Below are 20,317 nucleotides of genomic sequence, written 5' to 3'. Positions count from 1 at the left end.
TATTCTTATAAGTACGCCCGTAGCGCGCCGATGCGAGGAACCTTCGGGAGAATCGTGGCCGCCTCCACTAAATCAGCAGCTTCCGGGCCGCCCGGCCGATACGGATCACGTGCAGTTCGACCACAGGCGTGCCGGCGGCGCGCTCCTCCGGGCCGCCGGGCCGATCGCGGTGGCGGTGGCCGTGCAGAGCGCCGGCAACCTCGCCTTCCACGCCCTCGTCGGGCGGCTCCTCGACCCGGCCGCCTACGGAGCGCTCGGCGCCCTGCTCGCGGCGATGGTGATGCTCGCCATCCCACTCGGCGCCCTGCAGACCGCTGCCTCGGCGCACGCGGCCACCCACGGGGCCGGACGGGCCACCACCACCGGCACACTGCGTGCGGTGACGCTCTGGAGCCTGCCGGCCGGCGCCGTCACCCTCCTCTGCGCGCCCCTGCTCAGCGGCTGGTTCCACCTCGACGGGATCGCCGGGGCGGCACAGCTCGCCCCGTACCTCATCGTCGCCGCTCTTCTCGCCACCGCGCGCGGGCTGCTCCTCGGCGCCCGGCGGACCACCGCGGTGGCCGGCACCTATCTGGTGGCGACGGCCGTACGCCTGATCCTCGGGGTCGGTCTGGCCGTGCCCTTCGGCATAGCCGGCGCTCTCGTCGCCACCCTGCTCAGTGAGGTGGCCGCCCTGGCGGCCGCCGTCCGGGTCCTGGTCCGCGAGCGCGAACCGGGATCCGGGACCACGATGCGGCTCGGGGCGGTGGGCGGCGCGGCGGTCGCGGTGACCGGCCTGTTCCTCTTCTCCACGGTCGACCTGTTCCTCGCCCGGCACCACCTGGCCGGCGCCGAGTCCGGCGCCTACGTGGCCGCGGCGACCGTGGCCAAGACCGTCCTGGCGCTGCCCGCGGCGGTGATGGCTGTCGTCTTCCCCCGCCTGGTCGCCGCCCACGGGCGGCCCGGCCGGGTCCGCACGCTGCTCAGCGCCTCGGCCGCCGTCGCCGGCCCGGCACTGCTCGGCGCGGCGGTCGTGGCGATCGTGCCGGCGCTGGTGCTGAGCATCCTCTACGGCGACGGGTACGCCGGCGCGGCCACGCTCGTCCAGGTGCTCAGCGGTGTCGCCGGTTTCACCTCTCTGGTGACCGTCCTGACGAACGCCGCACTCGCCCGCCGTTCCTGGATGACACTGGTCCCCTGGGCCGGAGCAGTCCTCGAGATCGCCCTGATCCAGCTGTGGCACGGCTCGGCCGCCCAGATCGCCGCCTGCTCGGCCGCCGCGCTGCTGCCCACGCTGCTGCTGATCGCGGTCGTCGAGGGCCGGGCCTGGACACGCCGTACGCCGGTTCTGCAAGGGGTCAGAGCATGAGTTTCGCAGCACGGAGCCTGGCCGACGCACTGCCGTACCCGGCCGCGATCGCCGACGACGACGGCCGGGTCCTCGTCGCCAACGAGCCGTGGCGGCGCTGCACACCCCGGGATGACTGCCCGTCGCACAGCAGCCTTCCGGATCTGGTACGCGACACGCGTACCGGCTCGGAGGTCGTGCGGCCGTGCCACTGCGATCCGGGGGCCGACGCCACGATGCGGGTCACCGGGCTGGAGAGCACGTGCGGGGCGCAACGCCGCCTGATCACCGTCGAGAGCGCCGGCGGGGGTTCCCGTGACCGGCTCCTCGGCCTGCTCGGGCCGGAGATCCGGACCCCGGCCGCCGCGGTGGCCGCGGCCATCGAGCTGCTGCGTGCGCAGGCTCTGCCCGCCGCCGCCCAGGAGACGATCGACGACATCCAGCGGACCGCCCAGGGCCTGGAGTCGCTGGCGGACGACCTGTCGGCGCTCACCCTCCTCGAGACGGGGACACCGGTTCCGCAAGACGGTCCGGTGGTGCTCCGGCGGGTGCTGGAGGATGTCGCCGAGTCGATGAGCCCGGAGTGCCGGGAGCGCGGGGTCCTGCTGCTCGCCGCCCCGGCGCCGGGTCTGCCCGCGGTGACCGGGGGCGACGCCGGGGTGCTGCGCCGCATCCTCACCGCGGCCGTGGGCCACGCCGTCCGGCAGCCCGGAGCCGGCGAGGTCGTCGTCACCGCCGAGCCCGACGGCGCGGACGCCTATCGCATCGACGTCACCTCCGCCGGCGAGCCGCAGCCGGCCCCCGCTCCGGACGACCGTGCCGGGCTCGCTCTGGCGGCCCGGCTGGCCACCGCCCTGGGCGGCGCCACGATCACCGACAGCACCGCGGCTCCGGGGGTCACCACAGTCGCCGGCGTGGCCGCAGCTCACGGCACCACGGCGGCCGGCCACATCACCCGGTCCGCCGGGACCATCTCGCCGGGCGGCCCCACCGCGGCCGGCGGCAGACCGGCTGCCCACGGCACCAGCGCCGCCCACGGCGTCGCTCGTCCGGGAGGCGACACTGCGATGGAGGCAACGCCGGCGGGCGGCGACACGGCCGTGGTGACGGAGGCCGGTGGAGGGTTCCGGTGGAGTGTCCGCCTGCCGCTGCGTCCCCTGCCGGACCAGGCCGCGTCGATTCCGCCGGTTCCGGCGGTTCGAGGGCGGGTCGCCGTCGCCGCGCCGACCGGGCGCTCCCGGCTGGCACTGTCCTGGCTGGTCGCGGCGACCGGCGCGGAACCGGTCCGAGTAGGCCCCGAGGGGGTCACCGGTGACGAGCACGGGGCCGGTCTCGTGGTCCGGTGTGAGGACACGCGAAATCCGGCAGCCGGTGGAACGATCACGATCACCTCCGGCGGTACGGCCGGTCAGGCGCCCACCCGGGCCGGAACACTGACCACCCCGGTGACGGTCGACCGGCTCGCCACCGAACTGCGACGCCACCAGGCCGGGCCGCGGGCCACTCCGTCGACGCTGGAGCCGCTCCCCCCGGGACGGGTGCTGCTCGCCGAGGACGACGAGGTCAACCGCACCGTCCTGCAGCGAATGATCAACGTGCTCGGCGTGGAGTGCGACACCGTGCCCGACGGCGCGGCCGCCGTGACGGCGCTGCTCGGTGAGACCCGCTACCACCTGGCGCTTCTCGACATGAAGATGCCGGCGATGGGCGGCCCCGAGGCGACCAGGGCGGCGCGGGCGGCGGGTTGCCGTGTGCCGATCCTCGCCCTGACCGCGACCACTCTCGCCGAGGACCAGGACCGCTGCCTGGACGCCGGGATGGACGGCCACCTGGCGAAACCGATCACCCTGCCGGAGCTGCGCCGGGCGCTGGAGCCGTACCTGACCGCGCCGGCCGCCCCGGTCGCGGTGGCCGCACCGGAGGAGCCGCCGGCCCCCGCCGAGTCGGAGGTGCTGTCCCGGGCGCAGTTGCTGGACCTCGAAGCTCAACTGGAAGGCCGCGAACTGGTGGCGATGACCGTCAACATGTTCCTGGCCGAGCTGGGCGGGCGACGGGAGGCCATGGCCACCGCCCTCGCCACCGGCGGCAACGACCGGCTGGCCGCGGTGGCGCACACCCTGAAGTCCTCCAGCGCGCTGCTCGGCGCCCAGCCCCTGGCCGACGCCTGCGCCCGCGTGGAACGGCTCGCCGCCACCCCCGTCGACGCCGGCGTCCTGGCCGCCGCCGTGTCCGAGGTGGATCAGGCCGCGGCCGCCGCGGCGATCGCGATGGCCGCCTACCTCAACGAGAGCTAGGGAGCTTCCGAGGTCAGGGTCTGTGCCAGGTCGCCGCCGCCCCGGGCCGGCCTACCTGCCGGGCTCGGGTGTTCTCGCCGCCGTCTACGGTCGGTGACCGAGCCCGGGTTCCCCTACCAGGTGCACCGGACGGCTCCGGCGATGGGCCTTGTGCCCACCCGAACCGCTGCTCGGATGCGACCGCGGCGCGACACCAGCGTCGACGACCCGGCCCCTCCGATCCACGGCGGGTCCCGCCAGGCCTCCGATTGCGGCCGCTCTCCAGGAACTTTCTGGAGTCAGGGCTTCTGCTGCGCGTAGAAGGCCTGCTGTGGGGGTGACCGGTGTCCGGGATGCCGTCCCACGCGTGTCAGTAGTCCGTGTAGTCGATCTTCTCTGTGGTCGCCGGCGGTGATGGGCGCACACGTAACGGTTGCGTGTGCGCTGGTCGTCGCCCTGGCGTTGGTGAGAGCCCACGATCGGGGTTTCGTGTGCGCTGGTGGTCGTGGGGGCGTGGCTGGGGTCGCACGATCGGCGTACGTGTGCGCCTGTCCTCGTGCTCGTCCTCGGCGAAGGCCTCGGCGAAGGCAGGGAACGTCCTGGTGACGAGTCCCCCGGGGCAAGGGCAGCGGACGCCTCGGCGACCAGCCCTTCGGCGCAATGGGCCGGAGACGTCTCGGTGGCCAGTCCCCCGGGCCGACGGCAGCGGACGTCTCGGCGACCAGTCCGTGAACCGCGGCGTGAACAGGCTTCCGGCCACGTCATGACCTGGCTGAGCTATGGCCGGCCGACGCCGGCGCAGACCCTGATTCCGAAAGCTCTCTAGTGTCTTGAGTCGTCAATTCGTCTGCAGTCTCGGGCGATGGATTCGAGGATCTGGTCGGCGGTCTTGGTCCAGACGTAGGGGTCGCGGGTTGTCGTTCCAGGATTCGATCCATGCGCGGATGTCGGTGTTGAGGGCGTGGATGCCGCGCTGGAGCTTCTTCGTGGTCAGTTCACCGAACCAGCGTTCGACGAGGTTGAGCCATGAGCTGCTGGTCGGGGTGAAGTGCAGTACGAAGCGGGGGTGGGCCAGTAGCCACCGGCGGATCGTCGGGGTCTTGTGGGTCGAGGCGTTGTCCAGAACGACATGCACGTCGAGGTCGGCGGGGACTTCGCGGTCGAGTTTGACGAGGAACTTCTTGAACTCGATGGCCCGGTGCCGGGCGTGTGGGGAGCCGATCACCTTGCCGGTGGCCAGGTCCAGTGCGGCGTACAGGCTCGACGTGCCGGCCCGTACGTAGTCGTGGGTGGCGCGGGCCGGGGTACCGGGCAGCATCGGCAGTATCGGGGCGATGCGGTCGAGGGCCTGGATCTGGGACTTCTCGTCCACGCACAACACCACGGCGCGTTCCGGCGGGTCCAGATACAGCCCAACGATGTCGGACCTTGTCGATGAACAATGGATCCTTCGACAGTTTCCAGGTGTCCTGGCGGTGTGGCTGCAGCCCGAACGCCCGCCAGATCCGTGACACCGCCGCCTGGCTCAGCCCACCTCGGCGGCGAGCGAACGCGTCGGCCAGTGCGTGGCGTCCTTCGGCGTCGTCTCCAGGGTCGCGGTGATCACCCGTTCCACGCCGGCATCGGCGATCGTGCGTGGTCGGCCCGGCCGCGGCTCATCGGCCAACGCGGCCAGCCGGCCGGCCACGAACCGGTTACGCCACTTACCGACGGTGTCGTCGGTGATACCCAGCTCACCAGCGATCGCCGTGTTGGTCAGACCCTCCGCCGCCGCCAGCACGATCCGACACCGCATCGCCAGCCCACTGGCCGTCTTCCTGCGCCTCGCCCACGCCAGCAACTGCGCCCGTTCAGCTCGGACAACACGACAACAGCAGCAACCCGACCCGGCATCACCGATGCCTGCAATTCGCCGACGAATCAACGACTCAGGACACTAGCGAACTCCCGGAAGGAGCGGGCGCCCGCGCCGGTTCCCTCTGGTGAAACCTGACGTCTCCCGCCAGAGGCGATGGGTGCACGCCCGAACCGGCCGCCACGCCGAGTCGAGCAGCCGGGCGGTCGACAGGTTGAGACCGGGGCGACCAAAGGTCGGTGACGGCGGCGGCGCGGATGCGATCAAGCCCGGACGGGCGGGGTGGCGGGAGCGCAGGGACGCGATCAGGCCCGGTGACGGGCCGGGTGGCGGTAGCGGCGCACGTTGCCGGAGAAGGCGTAGCCGTAGCGGCGGCGCAGCCACAGGCCGGCCAGCAGCGATCCGGCCAGGGCGACCACCCACGGGATGAGCTCGGCGGCGCCCCGGTCGGTCATCTCCGGGGGGACCGCGCCGATCAGCGTCCGCAGCTCGCCCGCCGGCGTGTGCCCGCTGACCAGCACGCTGGCTCCGGTGGCCGCGGTGACCGCCGAGGTTCCGCCGTCCGTCGAGCCGTCGGCGAGGGTCGTGGCGCCGCCGGTCTGTGTCGTGGCGGCGAGTGGTGTCGTGGCGGCGGCGAGTTTCCAGGTGCCCTTGACCTTGGAGGTGCTGGTGGCGATCGCCGCGATGAACAGCAGATCGACCGCCCCATAGGGGTCCGCGATGACCGTCCGCTCCGGATCCGACCCGACGCGGACCCGGACCGACGAGCCGCCCCGGAACCCGACGGCGTACACCGCCAGGCCACGACGCTGGGCGTTGATCTCCCAGATGACGGTGAGAGCGTCGGCGTTGCCACCGTAACCGGGCCCGTCGGCGCTCGCCGGCAACGGCGCGACGCCGGTGCCGAGCACCACGGCGGCCACCGCCAGGCCGGCTTTCACGAGGCGGGATGCGGGGGTACGGGCTCCGGTCACGCTGCGACGATGCCATCCACCGGTTGCGGGACGGTTGCCCGACCGGTCCCGCCCGGTTGCACGGCCCCCACGGACACCGGCGCCGATGTTCTTCCTCGAGCCGGAACGTTTCCTCGGCGCTGGGCTTCAGCCTTCCTGGGGACAGGAGCCCCGGCTGCGCGTTGGCCGTGCCGTCGAACGGGGGACGCACGACACTCACCCAAATTACCCCTATAGCCTATAGGATATGGGCAGTGATCGAAGCAGCGGCCGTTGATTGACGATGACCCGGGAGGCCCCACGTGAGCAGCGAATATCTCTGGTACATCCCCAACCAGGTCACGCCCGGCCACCGTGGCGACGACATCGTCGAGGGTCACAACAGCCTCGACACCCTGACCGAGCAGGCCCGCGCTCTGGAGGACCACGGCTGGGGCGGCGCCCTGCTCGGCACCGGCTGGGGGCGGCCCGACACGTTCACCGTGGCCACCGCACTCGCCGCCCGGACCACCACGTTCCAGCCGCTCATCGCGATCCGGCCGGGTTACTGGCGGCCGGCGAACTTCGCCTCCGCGGCCGCCACACTGCAGCATCTCTCCGGCGGCCGCGTGCTGGTCAACATCGTCTCCGGCAAGGACGACCCCGGTGCGTACGGAGACGGCGAGAAGGACCAGGCCGACCGGTACGGGCGCACGCGCGAGTTCCTCCGGCTGGTCCGCCGCCTGTGGACCGAGGAGAACGTCACGTTCACCGGCGAGCACTTCCGGGTCACCGGCTCGACCGTCACGCCACCCGTGGCGAAGCCGCCACGGCTCTACTTCGGTGGCGCCTCCGAGGCCGCCGAGCGAGTCGCCGCCTCCGAGGCCGACGTGCAGCTCTTCTGGGGTGAGCCGCTCGACGGCGTCGGCGAGCGCATCGACCGGCTCAATCGGCTCGGCGCGGAACTCGGCCGGGAGCACGCGCCGCTGGAGTTCGGATTGCGTATCACCACGCTGGTCCGCGACACCACCGAGCAGGCGTGGGCCGACGCCGAGGCCAAGGTCGCCGAGATGGCCCGCAACCAGGGCTCGGCGCGCGACCTGCAACGGCGTGAGGCGGTCGGTCAGCAGCGGCTTCTCGACCTGACCTCCCGCGGCGAGGTGCTGGACGACAACCTTTACACCACACCCGGGAAGTACGGTGGTGGCGGCGCGGCCACGACCTGGCTGGTCGGGTCGGCCGAGGACGTGGCGAAGTCGCTGCGCCGCTACCAGAGCCTCGGCGTGACGCACTTCGTGCTGTCGGACACCCCGTACCTCCCGGAGATCCGCCGGCAGGGCGATCAGCTGCTGCCGCTCGTGAAGGGCTGACGGTCTCGGCAGCAACCGGGCCGCCCTGATCCCGTCACGGGCTCGCTGACGGGCCCACCCGGGCGATGCCGTTGCGGCCGCACGCGTCCCGCAGGATCCGCGTCGCCTCCTCCAGGTCCTCCGGGGCCGACTCGAGGTGCAGCACGTGCTCCCGCCCCGCGAGCGGCTCGACACGCAGCACGATCCCGTCGTGTCCGGGCTGGTCGAGGGCGGTGCGGAGGTCCCGCGCGAACGCCCGGAACGTCCCCCGCGGAATCAGGTCGGTGCAGGTGATCGTCACGACGACGGTCCCCCGTGCGGTCAGCTCCGTCGCCACCCGGGCGTGGTTCCAGTCCGGACGGTTCTCGGCGCTGCGGTAGAGCAGGGCACAGAACACGCCGACCAGTCCGACCCCGATCACCAGGACCGTCACGGTCACCGGTACGCCGTACCGCTGCCACGGGCGCACCAGCACGAGGCAGGGCAGCACCAGGAGCGCGTTGACCGCGAAGAACAGGGTCACGGCGATCCGGCGGTTCGGCTGATCCACCCGTGAAGTATCGACGGACGCCGACGTGCCGGCCATCGTCCGCCCGGCCCTACCCCCAGGTGCCGTCGTCGCGTACCCGATGGGTCCGCCGGCCCTGGACCAGCGTCTCCAGAGCCTCGGTGTAGGTGTCCGCGACGAACCACTCACCGGCCTGGTCGAGGTGGAAGACCCGGCCGTGCTCGTCGATGGCCAGCACCGACTCGAAGCCGACCCGGCCCAGCGGGAACAGCCGCGCCCCGATCACCCGCCCGAGCTCGTGCAGCACGCCGGCGGTGTGCCGGACCGGCATCGACCAGATCTCGAACAGCTGGACCCGCTGCTCCACACCCGGCGCCCGCCGCTTGACGAGAAGCTTGCCGGTCAGGGCGAACGCCTCGTACACCGCGGGGAACGGCTCGTGGTGGAACCCGCCGCCCGGGGTCGCCACGACGTCCTCGGCCATCACCTCGGCCATGCCGTACCGGATCCGGGAGGGGGTCTCCGGTCTCCACCGCCCGTCGAGCAGCTCCGACGCGGTCACGTCGGAGAAGCGGGCCGGATCGGGGTTGGGCCGCTGCGGGGCGATGACCTCTTCGAGGGCGGCGGTCGCGCTCCACGGCAGCAGGGCCAGCTGGGTCAGCACGTACGAGCAGGTCGCGCACGGCGTGTTCGGCTCACCCGCGCCGTCGGCGCCCGGCTCCAGGATCAGGAAGGTCTCCAGGAGCGACTCGCCGAGCACCCCCCGTGCCTCGTCCAGGGTGAGCGGCGGGAGGCCGTCGAGCCCGCGCCGCCGGTCCACGTCGTGCAGCGCGTCCGAGCAGACGAGCAGCTCGGCGTGCCGCTCGCAGCCGCGCACCGTCTCCCGCGGCGACTGCTCGGCCAGCCGGTCCAGCACCAGCCGGTGATGGTCGAGCTTCTGATCGCCCTTGGCGCCGCGGGCGATGTAGACACGGCCCTGCACGGTGGCGTGCGCCGCGACGCCGGGCGCGGGCCGCCGGTGGATCTCCCGACGGAGCTGGACCTCCGGGTCGGCCGTCCTCGGCGGATCCACGATCTCGCCGCGCTGCTCCCGGTAGACCTCCCGCAACGTGGCGACCGGCCAGTTCGGCCAGGTGGAGACCCGGCCCGTCGCCCGGTCGACGACCCGGACACCGGTGCCGACCCCGGACGGCGACAGCTCCGGCACGACCGGCGGCGTCTTCACCGCGAACCCGAGGTCGAACTCCTCCACGCTCGCCCGGTGCTCCCGCCCGGTGGCCAGCGACTCGGACCGGGCCCAGGCCGCCGCGACCGCATCGGCGTCCGCACGAGTGATCATGACTGCTCCCGCCAGGTGCCGTCGTCGCGGACGCGGGCGGCCGGCAGGCCCGTGGCCAGCGCGACGATCGCCCGGTCGAGGGTGTCGGCGATGAACCACTCACCGCCCTGATCCAGGGAGAACACCCGTCCGTGCTCGTCGATGGCCAGAATCGCCTCCTCGGAGGCCTCCCGCCCGATCGGGAACATCCGGGCGCCGACGACCGTGCCGAACTCGTGCAGCGGATCGGCCAGGAACAACAGGTTGCCGCTGCCGAGATGGAACCAACGGATCCACTGGGCGGCGCCCGGGCCGTTGCGGAAACACGCGACGTCGGTGAACTCGCGCAACGCCGCCTCCGCCACCGGCAGACGGGACAGCGCGTGCTCCTGGCCGTGGGACTTCTCGATCCGCTCGGCGAGCCCGGCGCCGCGCCGGTCGGTCCACTCCGGCTCGCTGCGCCAGTCGCCGGCGGCCAGCTCCCAGGCGATGTCCTCGGGGAAACGGCCGGGCTCCGGATCGGTCCCGGAGGTCAGCGCTCCCAGCCGGGGATGCGCCCGCTCGGCGTCGGTGACGACTCGCAGATCGACGAGCACGGCGGCGCAGGTCTGGCAGAACACGGTGGGCCTGCCGCCGGCCCGGTCGCCGCTCTCCCGGATGTGGAACGTCTCGAACCGGCCCGGCGCGAGCAGGGTGCGGGCCTCGTCGAGGGTGAGCGGGGTGATGCCGGACGCGGCGCGGACCTTGTCGGCCTCGTGGAGCACGTCCGACACGACCAGCAGCTCGGCGTGCCGGGCCGCGCCACGGACCGTGCCTTCCGGCGGGATCGCGGCGAGCAGCGCGGCGACGATCGGGTGATGACGCAGCTCCTGATCGCCCTTGGCGCCCCTCGCCCGGAAGAGCCGGCCACCGAGCGTGAGATGCGCCGCCACCGACGGGCTGACCCGGCGGTACGCCTCACGCCGCAACTCGGCGAGCGGATCGGCGGTCTGGTGCGCGCCGACCGCGGCGTCCCGGCACTCGGTGTAGATCCGGTCGAGATCGGAGCCGGCCGACGGCGGCCAGTGCGACAGACGGCCCGTCTCCCGGTCGATGACGGTGGTCACGTCGGCGCCCGGCTCGCTGCGCACCTCGGGTGGGAGCACCATCGACACCGCCCAGCCGAGGGACAGCTCCTCGACGAACGGCGCACACGGATAGCCACGCCGGAGCGACTGCCGGCGAGCCCAGCCGACGGCGATGTGCTCCGCCTCGGTCCGTGTGATCATCCTGGCCCGCCCCCTTCGGTCCCCGGACTGCGAGCTTAGAGCCATCGCCGAACGGTCACTCGGCGGAGCCCCGGGATCGATCGCGGCTGGTAGGTTCTTGCAGTCAATTCGCGAGTCCTCGGGGAGACAGCCGTGAGCAGACAGGCCGATCGGGACGTCAACCACGCTCTGCGGGCCAGGTTCGACGACGTCGTGTCGCAGTACCAGCGCCTGCGCCTGGGCCTGGACGACATCCAGGAGCGCCTCGCCACGCTGTCCGTCACCGAGGAGTCGGCCGACGGCACGGTGCGGGCCACCGTCGGCGCCCGCGGCCAGCTGATCGACCTGCGGCTCAGCCGGGAGATCTACCGCCAGGGCGATCCGGACGAGCTGGCGCGCACGATCCTGCGTACCGTCGAGAAGGCCGTCGCCCGGACCGGCGACCGGGTGCAGGAGATGGTCGGGGATTACCTTCCGCCCGGCTCGGCCGCCGCCGGGTTCCTGCGCGACGGCAACTTCGGCAACCTGCTCGCCCGCCAGGACCGGATCATGCGCGAGGCCGGTGACGACGATGGCCGGTGAGCAGCTCCACCTGGACGCGCCCCGCGCCACCGCGAGCGGCCGCGACCTCTCCGCGGCGGGCTCCCAGCTGGTCGGCATGAGCAACGGCCACGTCGCCGAGATCGCCGCCGGGAGCGCCGGCCAGCCCTGGGGCCGCGACGAGATCGGCGCCGCCTTCCAGAAGGACTACGGGCCGATGGTGCAGAAGTTCGTCGAGGCGTTCGGCAAGGTCGCCGGCTACGTCGAGGGCATCGGCGAGGCCGCGGTGCAGACCGTCGCCGACAACGAGGCCGCCGACTCACGGGCCGCGTCCGTCGTCGCCAAGTCGTACCCGGCCTGACCGCATGACGATCCTGCCCAGCCCGATCCCGCACCCGCTCGACTACTCCCCCTGGGACCTGCCCGGATGGGCCTACGAAGCGCTCGAATGGGTCGTCGGCTTCGACTGGCCCGAGGGCAACGAGAAGACCACCTGGGACCTCGCCGACCAGTGGTACGACCTGGTCGACGCCATGGCCGCGCCCCGCCAGGACGCCGCCGACGCGGCCGGGCAGTTCATCGCGGCGTACGGCGGCGGCGGCACCACGATCGACGCGTTCGTCACCGCCTGGAAAGAGGTCGCCGAGGGCGAGGAGGCCCCGCTCAACGCCCTCGTCGCGTTCGCCGCCGAGATGGGCAAGGTCGTCGACGAGTGCGCCCAGGACATCGAGGCCGCCAAACTCGAGGCGTGGATCGAGCTGGGCCTGTTCGTCATCGAGCTGATCGGCCTGGCGGTCACCGTGGCGCTCACCCTCGGCGCCGCCTCACCCGTGGCCGGCGGACTGATCGCGGCGACCCGGATGGCGATCCAGCAGATCTTCAAACGGCTGATCGCGCAGCTCTCCAAGAAGGCGATCAAGGCGGCTGTCAAGGAGACCGCGAAACGCGCCGGTAAGGATCTGCTCACCAAGAAGGGCCTGCAGAACCTCGGCAAGAAGGCGCTCAAGGAGGGTCGCCAGGAGGCCCGGGAGGAGTTCCTCACCAACCTCGGCGTCCAGGCGTACCAGGCGGGGGTCGGGCATTCCGACGGCATCGACCTCGGTGACCTGGGCCGTTCCACACTCGCCGGCGCCGCGGGTGGGGCTTCCGCACACGGGGCCATGATCGGCGCCGGCAACAGGAGCGGGATGTTCCGCGGCGCGGCGGGTGAGGTCTTCGGCGAGCTCGGCGGCTCCGCGGCCGGTGGTCAGCTGCCGTCGTTCGAGGATCTCGCCAAGGCGGGCACCTCCGGCGCCGCCGGGTCGGCGGTCGGCAACACCCGGCAGGCGTTCAGCGATTTCGGTTCGAGCCTCGACGGCGCGGGCGGGCTCAAGATGGACGGTTCGGCGGCGGGCTCGTCGCCGGTCCCGGTCTCCTCCTCATTCGGTACGGGTGGAAGCTCGCCGACATCCGGCCTGTCCACCGACTCCTCCTCGTCGTCTTCCTCACCGTCCTCCTTCTCGTCCTCCTCTTCCCCGCCGTCCGCCTTCTCCTCTTCGTCCTCGCCGCCTTCTTCCTCCTTCTCGTCTTCGCCTTCCTCCTTATCGTCCTCGCCTTCTTCCTCCTCGCTGCCCTCCTTCTCCGACGGTGGCGGCTCGGTCGCCGGCCATTCGTCGTCGCCTTCCTCCTCCTACTCCCCCTCTCCCTCCTCCCCCTCTCCTTCCTCCTCGTCCGGCTTCTCCGACGCCTCGGCGGCGGCTTCGTCGTCCGGTCATGTCGCAGCTTCCGCGTCCGCCCACACCGGCTCGCCGACGGCGACCGAGACCGTGGGCTCGCCGGCGGCGACCGAGACCGTGCAGGCGACCACCGTTGCGGCCGACCACGTCACGTCGTCGGCAGGCAACGTCACCCTGTCGTCGGTCGCGCCGCCGGTCGAAGCTCCCGCGGCCGCCGCCACCAGCGCCGGTGTGCCGTCGTCAGCCGCGCCCGCCTCGGTCGCGGCCACGCCGGCGGCCTCCCCCCAGAGCAACGCGCCGGTCGCCTTCGCACCGTCGACGGGGTCGTCCCACTCGAACGTGTCGCTCGCCGGTGGTGGCCCCACTACTACGAACCCTGCCGTCGGTACTCCTACCGGCGGTCCCAACCTCACGAGTCCGTCCACGAACGGCGCATCTCCGCACCATCCGCCGGTCTCGCCGTCTCCGACGACCTCTCCCGCTCCGGCGCCGTCCATCGGCAACACGCCGCCGGTCGGCAACACGCCTACCACCAGCGCGCCCATCACCGGCACCACGCCGCCGGTCGGCAACACGCCTGCCACCGGCGCGACGGCATCGACCAGCGTCGCGTCTCCCGTCGGCACGGCCACGACGAACGGGGCCGCGCCGGGGACGGTGTCGCCCGGGCGGACGGATACCGCTGTTCCGGCGCAGCCCGGGCCGGTGAGTCCAGGTGACAAGAGCGGGCCGTCGGCCTCGGCTGCCGTCCAGCCGGGCCCGGCGCGTACCGATCCGTCGCCGGCCGGGACCTCACCTTTTCCGGTGCCGTTCCAGATTCCGCCGCGGACCGCTCAGGACCACCAGCGGGAGCGGGACTATTTCGCGGAGCTCGGCCGGAACAAGCAGAGCTTCATCCGGGACATGACCCACCTACGGCGCCAGGCGCTGACCGCGGAGATCGCCCAGGAACGCGCCGACGCGGAGGACGCACGGCGCAACGCTCTGAGGGCGGCGCGAAACCTCGACTTCCGCGGAGTTCGGGACTCGCTCACGGAGGAGGCCGGCCATCGCAAGGCCGCCCGGGACGCCGCCGCCCGACTCGACATCCTGGTCAAGGATCCGGAAAAGGCCCTGGCCGGACAGTGGAACCTGAAGAGCTCGTCGGCCTTCCGTCCCGCGAACACCGACCGGGGCGACCTCTCCGGCGACCCGATCTGGAGCAACGACCAGTCGGCGATCCCGGGCGCGGGCCAGCGGCCGAACTCGCGGCAGTCCCGGCCGTACCGAAAAGGGGGCGGGCTCCGCGTACCCCTGAAGATTCATCAGGCGGACCTGGAGCGTGCGATCCCCCGCGACGCCGGCCTCCGTCCGGAACGCAATCCGGATCCGCGCCGCCCCTGGTTGCAGCTGGTCAACGACGGCGGGCCGTCCGCGGACCCGACCCGTGGCGTCAACTGCCTCGACTGTTCCCTGTCGTTCCTGGAGACGTATCTGCACGGCCGTCCGACCGTCTCCGCCCCGCGGACGATCGACACCTACGGCATCGGCGAGATCGACAAGCACGTCGGCGAGTTCAACGGACACCTGCGGGCCGAGCAGGCGACCGGTAGCGGCTTCACCCAACTCGCGCCGTTCTACGGTGACGTCGCGAACGATCCGCGGCCGCCCGCCGTGGTGAAGGCCGCGGTCGACCACGGTTTTCAGCAGATCATCGACACGCTCGCGATGGGTGGCCACGGCTCCACCGCTGTGATCATCAACGTGTGGGGAGACGGCAGCGCCCACGCCTGGAACGCCGTCAACCACAACGGCACGATCCTGTTCGTCGACCCGCAGAGCGGCCGCCACGCCGATTCGTCGAACTTCTCGCCGGCCCAGAACCGCACCCTCTACGGTCACGACGGCACCCTGAACCCCGGCAACGTCGTCGCCCTGAACTCCCTGATGGTCGACGGCAGCGGCAACCCGATGGCGGTCCCGAACACCCCGCCGGCGCCGTTCTACAGCAACCGGTCCACACCGCCCCCGCCGCCGCTGGCCTACCAGTTGCAGCAGCAGGCGCTCCAGCAGCAGCCGTCACCCGCGCCGCCGGTCAGCACGCAGCCGTCGCCACTGCCCCCGCCGCCACCGCCGCCCCCGGCGCCGACCCCCGGCCCGGCTCCCACCCCGGCGCCTACGCCTGCACCTGCCCCCGACCCCGCTCCCACGCCGGCGCCCGCTCCGGTACAGCCGGACTTCAATGACGTTCGGCCCGACGAGCTCACCACCCGCACGGACACGGCACCGGACTTCAACGACGTTCGGCCCGACGAGCTCACCACCCGCACGGACACGGCACCGGACTTCAACGACGTTCGGCCCGACGAGCTCACCACCCGCACGGACACGGCACCGGACTTCAACGGCGATCGGCCGGAGGAGTCGACCGTTCGCACGGATGCGGCGCCGCCTGTGCCCGCTCCGGTTGTGGACGACTTCGGACGTACCGAATCGGAATCGTCTCCCTCGACGGACGCCGCGCCGAATCGCCCGGTCTTTGATCCTCTCGCGGTGTTGGATCCGGAGTCCATGAATGGACCGGTCAACAAGGACCCGCTGTCCGTTCTTGATCCGCATCAGGATGCCGAGCTGGCGCAGACGTCACCCGCACCGGATCCGACGCCTGCACCGCCCGTGACGCACGATCGGGAGTCGGCAGACGCGCAGGCCCGGGAGAACTATCTCTACGAGGGCCACCAGCGACGCCGGCGTTTCGCCGACGCCCATCGGCAGGAAACAGCTCAGGAGCTGCGGAAACAGGCCCGCGATAGGGCCCTGGACGCAGAGGATCGTCGGCGGGCGATCACAGGCGGCGACCTCGTGGATGTGGCCACCGCCGAGATCGAGGCCGCCCGGCTGCAGGCGGAGGCCGACGACCTCTTCGACCAGGCGCGTGCCGTCGAGGGCGACGCCCCGATGGACGACGTCCTGCTCACCGGCAACGACTGGGAGATCGTCAACGACAGCGCCAGCGATCTGGCTCCCGGCCCGATCGAAACCGACGACACATCCGCCCTGACCGGAAACGATCGCCCTCCGTCGGCCGACCGGACCCGCCCCTACAACCGGCGCGGTGGTCTGCGGCCCCCGTTGAAGACCCACCAGACCGACCTGGAACGCGCCATGCCCCGCGACCGGAACGGCGACGTCATCCGTCACGCCGACCCTCGCGACGGCGATTGGTTCGGTCTGCAGAACGACGGCGGCCCCGAACTCGACCCGACCCGCTCGAACAACTGCGGCGACAACGTGCTGTCCCTGTTCGAGACGTACATGCACGCCCGCCCGAGGGTGTCGGCCCCACGTACGTTCGACGGTTACCACAACGGCGACCCGTCCCGCCCGATCGGCGCCGAGGACGGTGTGACCGCCCGCATCGAGGACACGGTCGGCGGCCGGTTCGAGGGCCTGACCGACGCGAGCACCCTGAACCCGGACGACGCCCGCGTCCAGGTCAAAATGGCCGAGATCAACCTGCGAGCCCATTTGACGTCGCTGGGCCACGGCGCGTTCGCCTTCATCGAGACCCAGGACCAGGCGGGCCGAACACACGCTTTCGCCGCCGTGAACCAGAACGGCACCATCCTCTACCTGGACCCGCAGACCCGCCAGGTGAGCACGTTCCCCATCCAGAGCCATTCCGGCTTGGACGTCCCCGGCGACGTCGTCCGCATGGACGCCCTGGTAGTGGACGGCCAGGCCGAAATCTCCCCGATGACCGCCAACGACGGCCCGTTCATCTCCGAGGATCCGGCCGGCAAGGGGAAGGGAAGACGGCAGGCACCGGACGTTTCGGACCCGGACCTGGACCCGGCTGACGACAACCCTCTCCTGCAACTTCCTATCGGCAGCGAGGTGACGAACCCTCGGTACGACGGCTGTCCCATCGAGATCACCTCCAAGGTGACGACCGACGAACACGGTAAGCGCGTCATACGCAATTACATCGACGATGTCGACGGCCTGTGGGATGTCGCCGATTTCCTGACCGACGGGTTGGTGCTGGGATACAAGTACATAGGCAAGGATTACTACGTGGGACAGAACCCCGACGGCGAGTGGCAGAAAATCGAAGTCAACATGAAAGGCCATCCGAACACGGGGGAAGGTCCGCATGTCAAGCTCATGCTCCTGCGAGAACCGGAGCGTGGCCTGGAAAGCCGATGGAGAACCGCGGAGAAGGTCTTCGTGAAGTATCGTGAGCGACTCCCGAGGAGATAGTTCAAAATGACTAGAAATGCAAATTGGGATTTCGCTGAGCATCTTCTCAGGGTCATTTTTCCGGGATCGGAGACCTTTACGATCAACGGGCTCGCCCCGACGCCTCACGAAATCTGGCGACCCTTCGACATCGAGGAGCGAGAAGACGACGAGGTTCTCAACGACCTATTGGCAGAGTGTTCTCATCTGGCCGGCCCCGTCATCGTCGTCAATGACGCCAGCTACGAACTTCAATATGGTCCGCACTTCGTGGACGCGAGCCGACTACGCGCGTTCGCCGAATCGTTCCCGGCGACCTTCGGGTCTGCATTCATCACCGGAAGCATGATCATTGCTGCTCCGGCGACCGGCGACATCGTGGCGGTCGACGACGAGAATCTGATCGCCCACATCAAGGGCCGTCCCGCGTTTTCCCTGTCGCCCCACTATTCGGAAGGGCTGACCACCTCGTCCACCCAGGCGGAGTAATAGGAAACCGACTGGGCGAGGGTCCTCAGCGTGGGCCATCTCTTCCTTCGCCACGACATGCCCGGTGGGGTCAGACCGTGAGGGTGTCCGCGACCGGGGTGATCGGGTCCGGGGCCGGGCGGCCGAAGTGGTAGCCCTGGGCGTAGTGGTATCCGAGTTCGCGCAGGTAGTCGGCCTGTTCGGCGGTTTCCACGCCCTCGGCGACCGCTCGTAGGTCGAGACCGGTGCAGACGTGGATGAGGGCGTCGACGATGACCGCCCGGCGGCCCGGTTCGAGGATCTCGTCGACGAACGACTTGTCGATCTTCAGAACGTCTACCGGGACGGTGCGGAGCAGGCCCAGCGACGAGTGGCCGGTGCCGAAGTCGTCGAGGGCTATGCGGATGCCGGCCCGGTGCAGGGTCTCGACGGCTTCGATGGCGGTGCCGCCGCCGAAGATGGCGGTCTCGGTGACCTCGACCAGGAGGGCGGCCGGTTCGAGCCCGGTGTCGGCCAGGATCCCGAGGACCACGGCCGGGAATCCGGGTTCGCTGAGCTGTCTCGGGGAGACGTTGACGCTGATGTAGAGCGGGGCTTCCGCACCCAGGGCGCTACGCCAGGCGGCGAGCTGCCGGCACGCGGTTCGCATGATCCACTCGCCGAGCTCGACGATGAGCCCGTTGTCCTCGGCGACGGGGATGAACGCTACGGGGCTGACCGGGCCCCGTACCGGATGGGTCCATCGCACCAGTGCCTCGACGGCGACCGGGCGATCGTCGCGGAGGTCGATGATCGGCTGGTAGACCACCTGGAAGTCGCCGTCGTCGAGGCTGTGCCGCAGGTCCGCGCCGAGCCGCTCGGCGGCTTCGGCGCGTTCGTCCAGCTCGGGGGTGTATTCGACGAGTTGGCCGCCGCTGGCCTTGGCCGCGTAGCGGGCCGTGTCGGCCCGGCGGATCAGCTCGGCCGCACCGTCTAGAGCGACACCCGACACAGCAGGAGAGGCGACGCCGGACGAGGCCGCGAGGGAAGAGGCCACGCCAGACGAAGCGGCCTTGCCGGAAGCGGCGACGCCGGAAGCGGCGACGCCGGACGAGGCCACGCCGGACGAGGCCACGCCGGACGAGGCCACGCCGGACGAGGCCACGCCGGACGAGGCCACGCCGGAAGGGGTGGAGGTCAGGGACGAGCCCGGGAGGGTGGAGGAAGCGACGCCGAGGCGGGCGTTGAGGAGCAGTTCGTGCTCGCCGGCGTGGATCGGGTGGCGCAGCACCTCGGTGAGACGGCCGGCCACGGCCTGGCCGTCGTCGGGCAGCGTGTCGTGGACGAGGACGGCGAATTCGTCGGCGCCCATGCGAGCGACCACGTCCCCGTCGCGGATGCTGAGGCGGAGCAGGTCGGCGACGGCGATGAGGGCCTGGTCACCGGCGGCCCGGCCGAGACGGTCGTTGACGTGTTTGAAGCCGGCCAGATCGATCATGATCATGTGGCAGGGGGCGGCGGCGACGGCGTGGGCGGCCCGCTGCTCGAAGTCGCGGCGGTTGGGCAGGCCGGTGAGGTCGTCGCGCATGGCCAGGTCGCGCAGCTGGCGGGCCTGGGAGTCGACGCGGGAGATGTAGCCGCTCATCCGTGTGGCGACGAGGACGAAGAGGGCCATCGAGCCGACGGCCACGGCGGCCCAGCTGACCCGGCCGCCGCCGTGTTCGCCCTGCACGAGCAGGACGGCCGGGACGAGGAGGGTGGAGGCGGTGAGCACGAGCAGACGGCTGCGGCCCAGGCCGTCACGGTCGCCGGTGACCGGCCGGGCCATCGACGGGTGGGCGGCGGCGGCGGCCCAGCAGGCGTAGGCGGTGAGGTATCCGGCGTAGAGGTAGACGGGTTCGACCGCGTGAGGCAGCAGGGTGTAGGAGATGTTGCCGGCGAGCGTGATGGCACTGCCGGCGGTGAGCAGCCACAGACTGGGGCTGCGGGGGCCGCGGCGCAGCAGGATCGGGGTGACGACGGCGCAGAGCAGAACGCCGACGGTCGGGTATCCGGCGGTGGCGACGCGCGTGAGGACCGGAACCGAGGAGTCGGTGACGATCGGCTCGATCATGAAGGTCCAGTAGACGATGCCCACGCCGACGCCGATGATCGCGGAGTCGATGAGGTTGCCACGCAGGTAGCCGCCGCCGGCGAGACGTTCCCGGGTGAGGCGGAAGAGGGCGACCGTGAGCATCGGGTAGGCGCCGAGGTAGAGGGCGTCCGCCCAGGAGGGGAAGGCGGGCTCGCCATCGACCAGGATCTGGACGGCGTAGACGATGTCACCCAGGATCCAGGTGGCGACCGCGGCGGCGAACAGGTACCAGTTTCCCGGCGCGGCCGGGCGGTTCCGGCGGATGCCGGCCACCATGATCGCGCACGACCCGGCCGAGATGACGGTGGAGACGGCGAGGGAGGCCCATCCATAGGGCATCGCGGTGTACGCCACCGTCGCGCCCAGCCCGCACATCAGCCAGGCCAGCCACCCGGGGACACGCATGAGTCTCGGCACGCTGGTCACATTCGGTCGGGTCCACCCGAAGTTG

General features: G+C 71.4%; 12 protein-coding genes and 1 pseudogene. 7 read left to right on the top strand and 6 right to left on the bottom strand.

The features are described 5' to 3' along the window. The first annotated feature begins 109 nt into the window (after nucleotides 1-109). Together ACQPZW_RS13655 and ACQPZW_RS13650 are read left to right on the top strand one after the other, a co-directional pair. A complete protein-coding gene (locus tag ACQPZW_RS13655) occupies nucleotides 110-1,348 on the top strand; it encodes a lipopolysaccharide biosynthesis protein (RefSeq protein WP_433795230.1) in 1,239 nt (412 codons plus the stop codon). Then, a complete protein-coding gene (locus ACQPZW_RS13650) occupies nucleotides 1,345-3,621 on the top strand; it encodes a response regulator (RefSeq protein ID WP_433795229.1) in 2,277 nt (758 codons plus the stop codon). The genes ACQPZW_RS13655 and ACQPZW_RS13650 overlap by 4 nt, the downstream gene beginning before the upstream one ends. A gap of 801 nt (nucleotides 3,622-4,422) precedes the next feature. Here the strand turns inward: ACQPZW_RS13650 and ACQPZW_RS13645 are convergent. Then, nucleotides 4,423-5,493: pseudogene (locus ACQPZW_RS13645) on the bottom strand (IS630 family transposase). Between the two features lie 267 nt (nucleotides 5,494-5,760). Next, the gene (locus ACQPZW_RS13640) at nucleotides 5,761-6,429 is read right to left on the bottom strand and encodes a hypothetical protein (protein WP_433795228.1); all 669 of its coding nucleotides are present in this window, start codon (nucleotides 6,427-6,429) and stop codon (nucleotides 5,761-5,763) included. A 281-nt stretch (nucleotides 6,430-6,710) separates the two neighbouring features. On the opposite strand from ACQPZW_RS13640, the gene ACQPZW_RS13635 reads away from it, so the two are divergent. Next, a complete protein-coding gene (locus tag ACQPZW_RS13635; RefSeq protein WP_433795227.1) occupies nucleotides 6,711-7,757 on the top strand; it encodes an LLM class flavin-dependent oxidoreductase in 1,047 nt (348 codons plus the stop codon). A gap of 34 nt (nucleotides 7,758-7,791) precedes the next feature. Here the strand turns inward: ACQPZW_RS13635 and ACQPZW_RS13630 are convergent, their stop codons facing one another. The 3 genes from ACQPZW_RS13630 to ACQPZW_RS13620 are packed head-to-tail and all read right to left on the bottom strand — an operon-like array spanning nucleotide 7,792 to nucleotide 10,830. After that, nucleotides 7,792-8,286, bottom strand: coding sequence for a hypothetical protein (locus ACQPZW_RS13630; protein ID WP_433795226.1), 495 nt, complete (start codon nucleotides 8,284-8,286; stop codon nucleotides 7,792-7,794). Nucleotides 8,287-8,335: 49 nt separating this feature from the next. Next, the gene (locus ACQPZW_RS13625) at nucleotides 8,336-9,583 is read right to left on the bottom strand and encodes an SUKH-3 domain-containing protein (protein ID WP_433795225.1); all 1,248 of its coding nucleotides are present in this window, start codon (nucleotides 9,581-9,583) and stop codon (nucleotides 8,336-8,338) included. Further along, nucleotides 9,580-10,830 carry an SUKH-3 domain-containing protein gene (locus ACQPZW_RS13620; protein ID WP_433795224.1) on the bottom strand — a complete coding sequence of 417 codons (1,251 nt, stop codon included), beginning with the start codon at nucleotides 10,828-10,830 and terminating at the stop codon, nucleotides 9,580-9,582. Before ACQPZW_RS13620 ends, ACQPZW_RS13625 begins: the two co-directional genes overlap by 4 nt. Before the next feature lie 132 nt (nucleotides 10,831-10,962). Between ACQPZW_RS13620 and ACQPZW_RS13615 the strand changes: the two genes are divergently transcribed. Genes ACQPZW_RS13615 through ACQPZW_RS13600 form a run of 4 tightly spaced genes read left to right on the top strand, consistent with a single transcriptional unit; the run spans nucleotide 10,963 to nucleotide 17,774 of the window. Beyond that, nucleotides 10,963-11,391: a YbaB/EbfC family nucleoid-associated protein gene (locus tag ACQPZW_RS13615; RefSeq protein ID WP_433795223.1), complete on the top strand. Its 429-nt coding sequence runs from the start codon at nucleotides 10,963-10,965 to the stop codon at nucleotides 11,389-11,391. Next, the gene (locus ACQPZW_RS13610) at nucleotides 11,381-11,710 is read left to right on the top strand and encodes a hypothetical protein (RefSeq protein ID WP_433795222.1); all 330 of its coding nucleotides are present in this window, start codon (nucleotides 11,381-11,383) and stop codon (nucleotides 11,708-11,710) included. The genes ACQPZW_RS13615 and ACQPZW_RS13610 overlap by 11 nt, the downstream gene beginning before the upstream one ends. 4 nt (nucleotides 11,711-11,714) lie before the next feature. After that, nucleotides 11,715-17,306 (top strand): toxin glutamine deamidase domain-containing protein, encoded by a 5,592-nt coding sequence (locus ACQPZW_RS13605; protein WP_433795221.1) that lies wholly within the window; start codon nucleotides 11,715-11,717, stop codon nucleotides 17,304-17,306. Between the two features lie 6 nt (nucleotides 17,307-17,312). Beyond that, nucleotides 17,313-17,774, top strand: coding sequence for a hypothetical protein (locus tag ACQPZW_RS13600; protein ID WP_433795220.1), 462 nt, complete (start codon nucleotides 17,313-17,315; stop codon nucleotides 17,772-17,774). 70 nt (nucleotides 17,775-17,844) lie between these two features. On the opposite strand, the gene ACQPZW_RS13595 is transcribed toward ACQPZW_RS13600, so the two are convergent. Continuing rightward, nucleotides 17,845-20,271, bottom strand: coding sequence for an EAL domain-containing protein (locus ACQPZW_RS13595; protein WP_433797529.1), 2,427 nt, complete (start codon nucleotides 20,269-20,271; stop codon nucleotides 17,845-17,847). Between the last annotated feature and the right edge of the window lie 46 nt (nucleotides 20,272-20,317).

It is taken from the genome of Actinoplanes sp. CA-252034 (assembly GCF_050956125.1).
In the GTDB taxonomy this organism is placed as follows: domain Bacteria; phylum Actinomycetota; class Actinomycetes; order Mycobacteriales; family Micromonosporaceae; genus Actinoplanes.
Note: the sequence above shows the minus strand (reverse complement) of the source record. Positions and strands in the feature narration are given on the sequence as shown.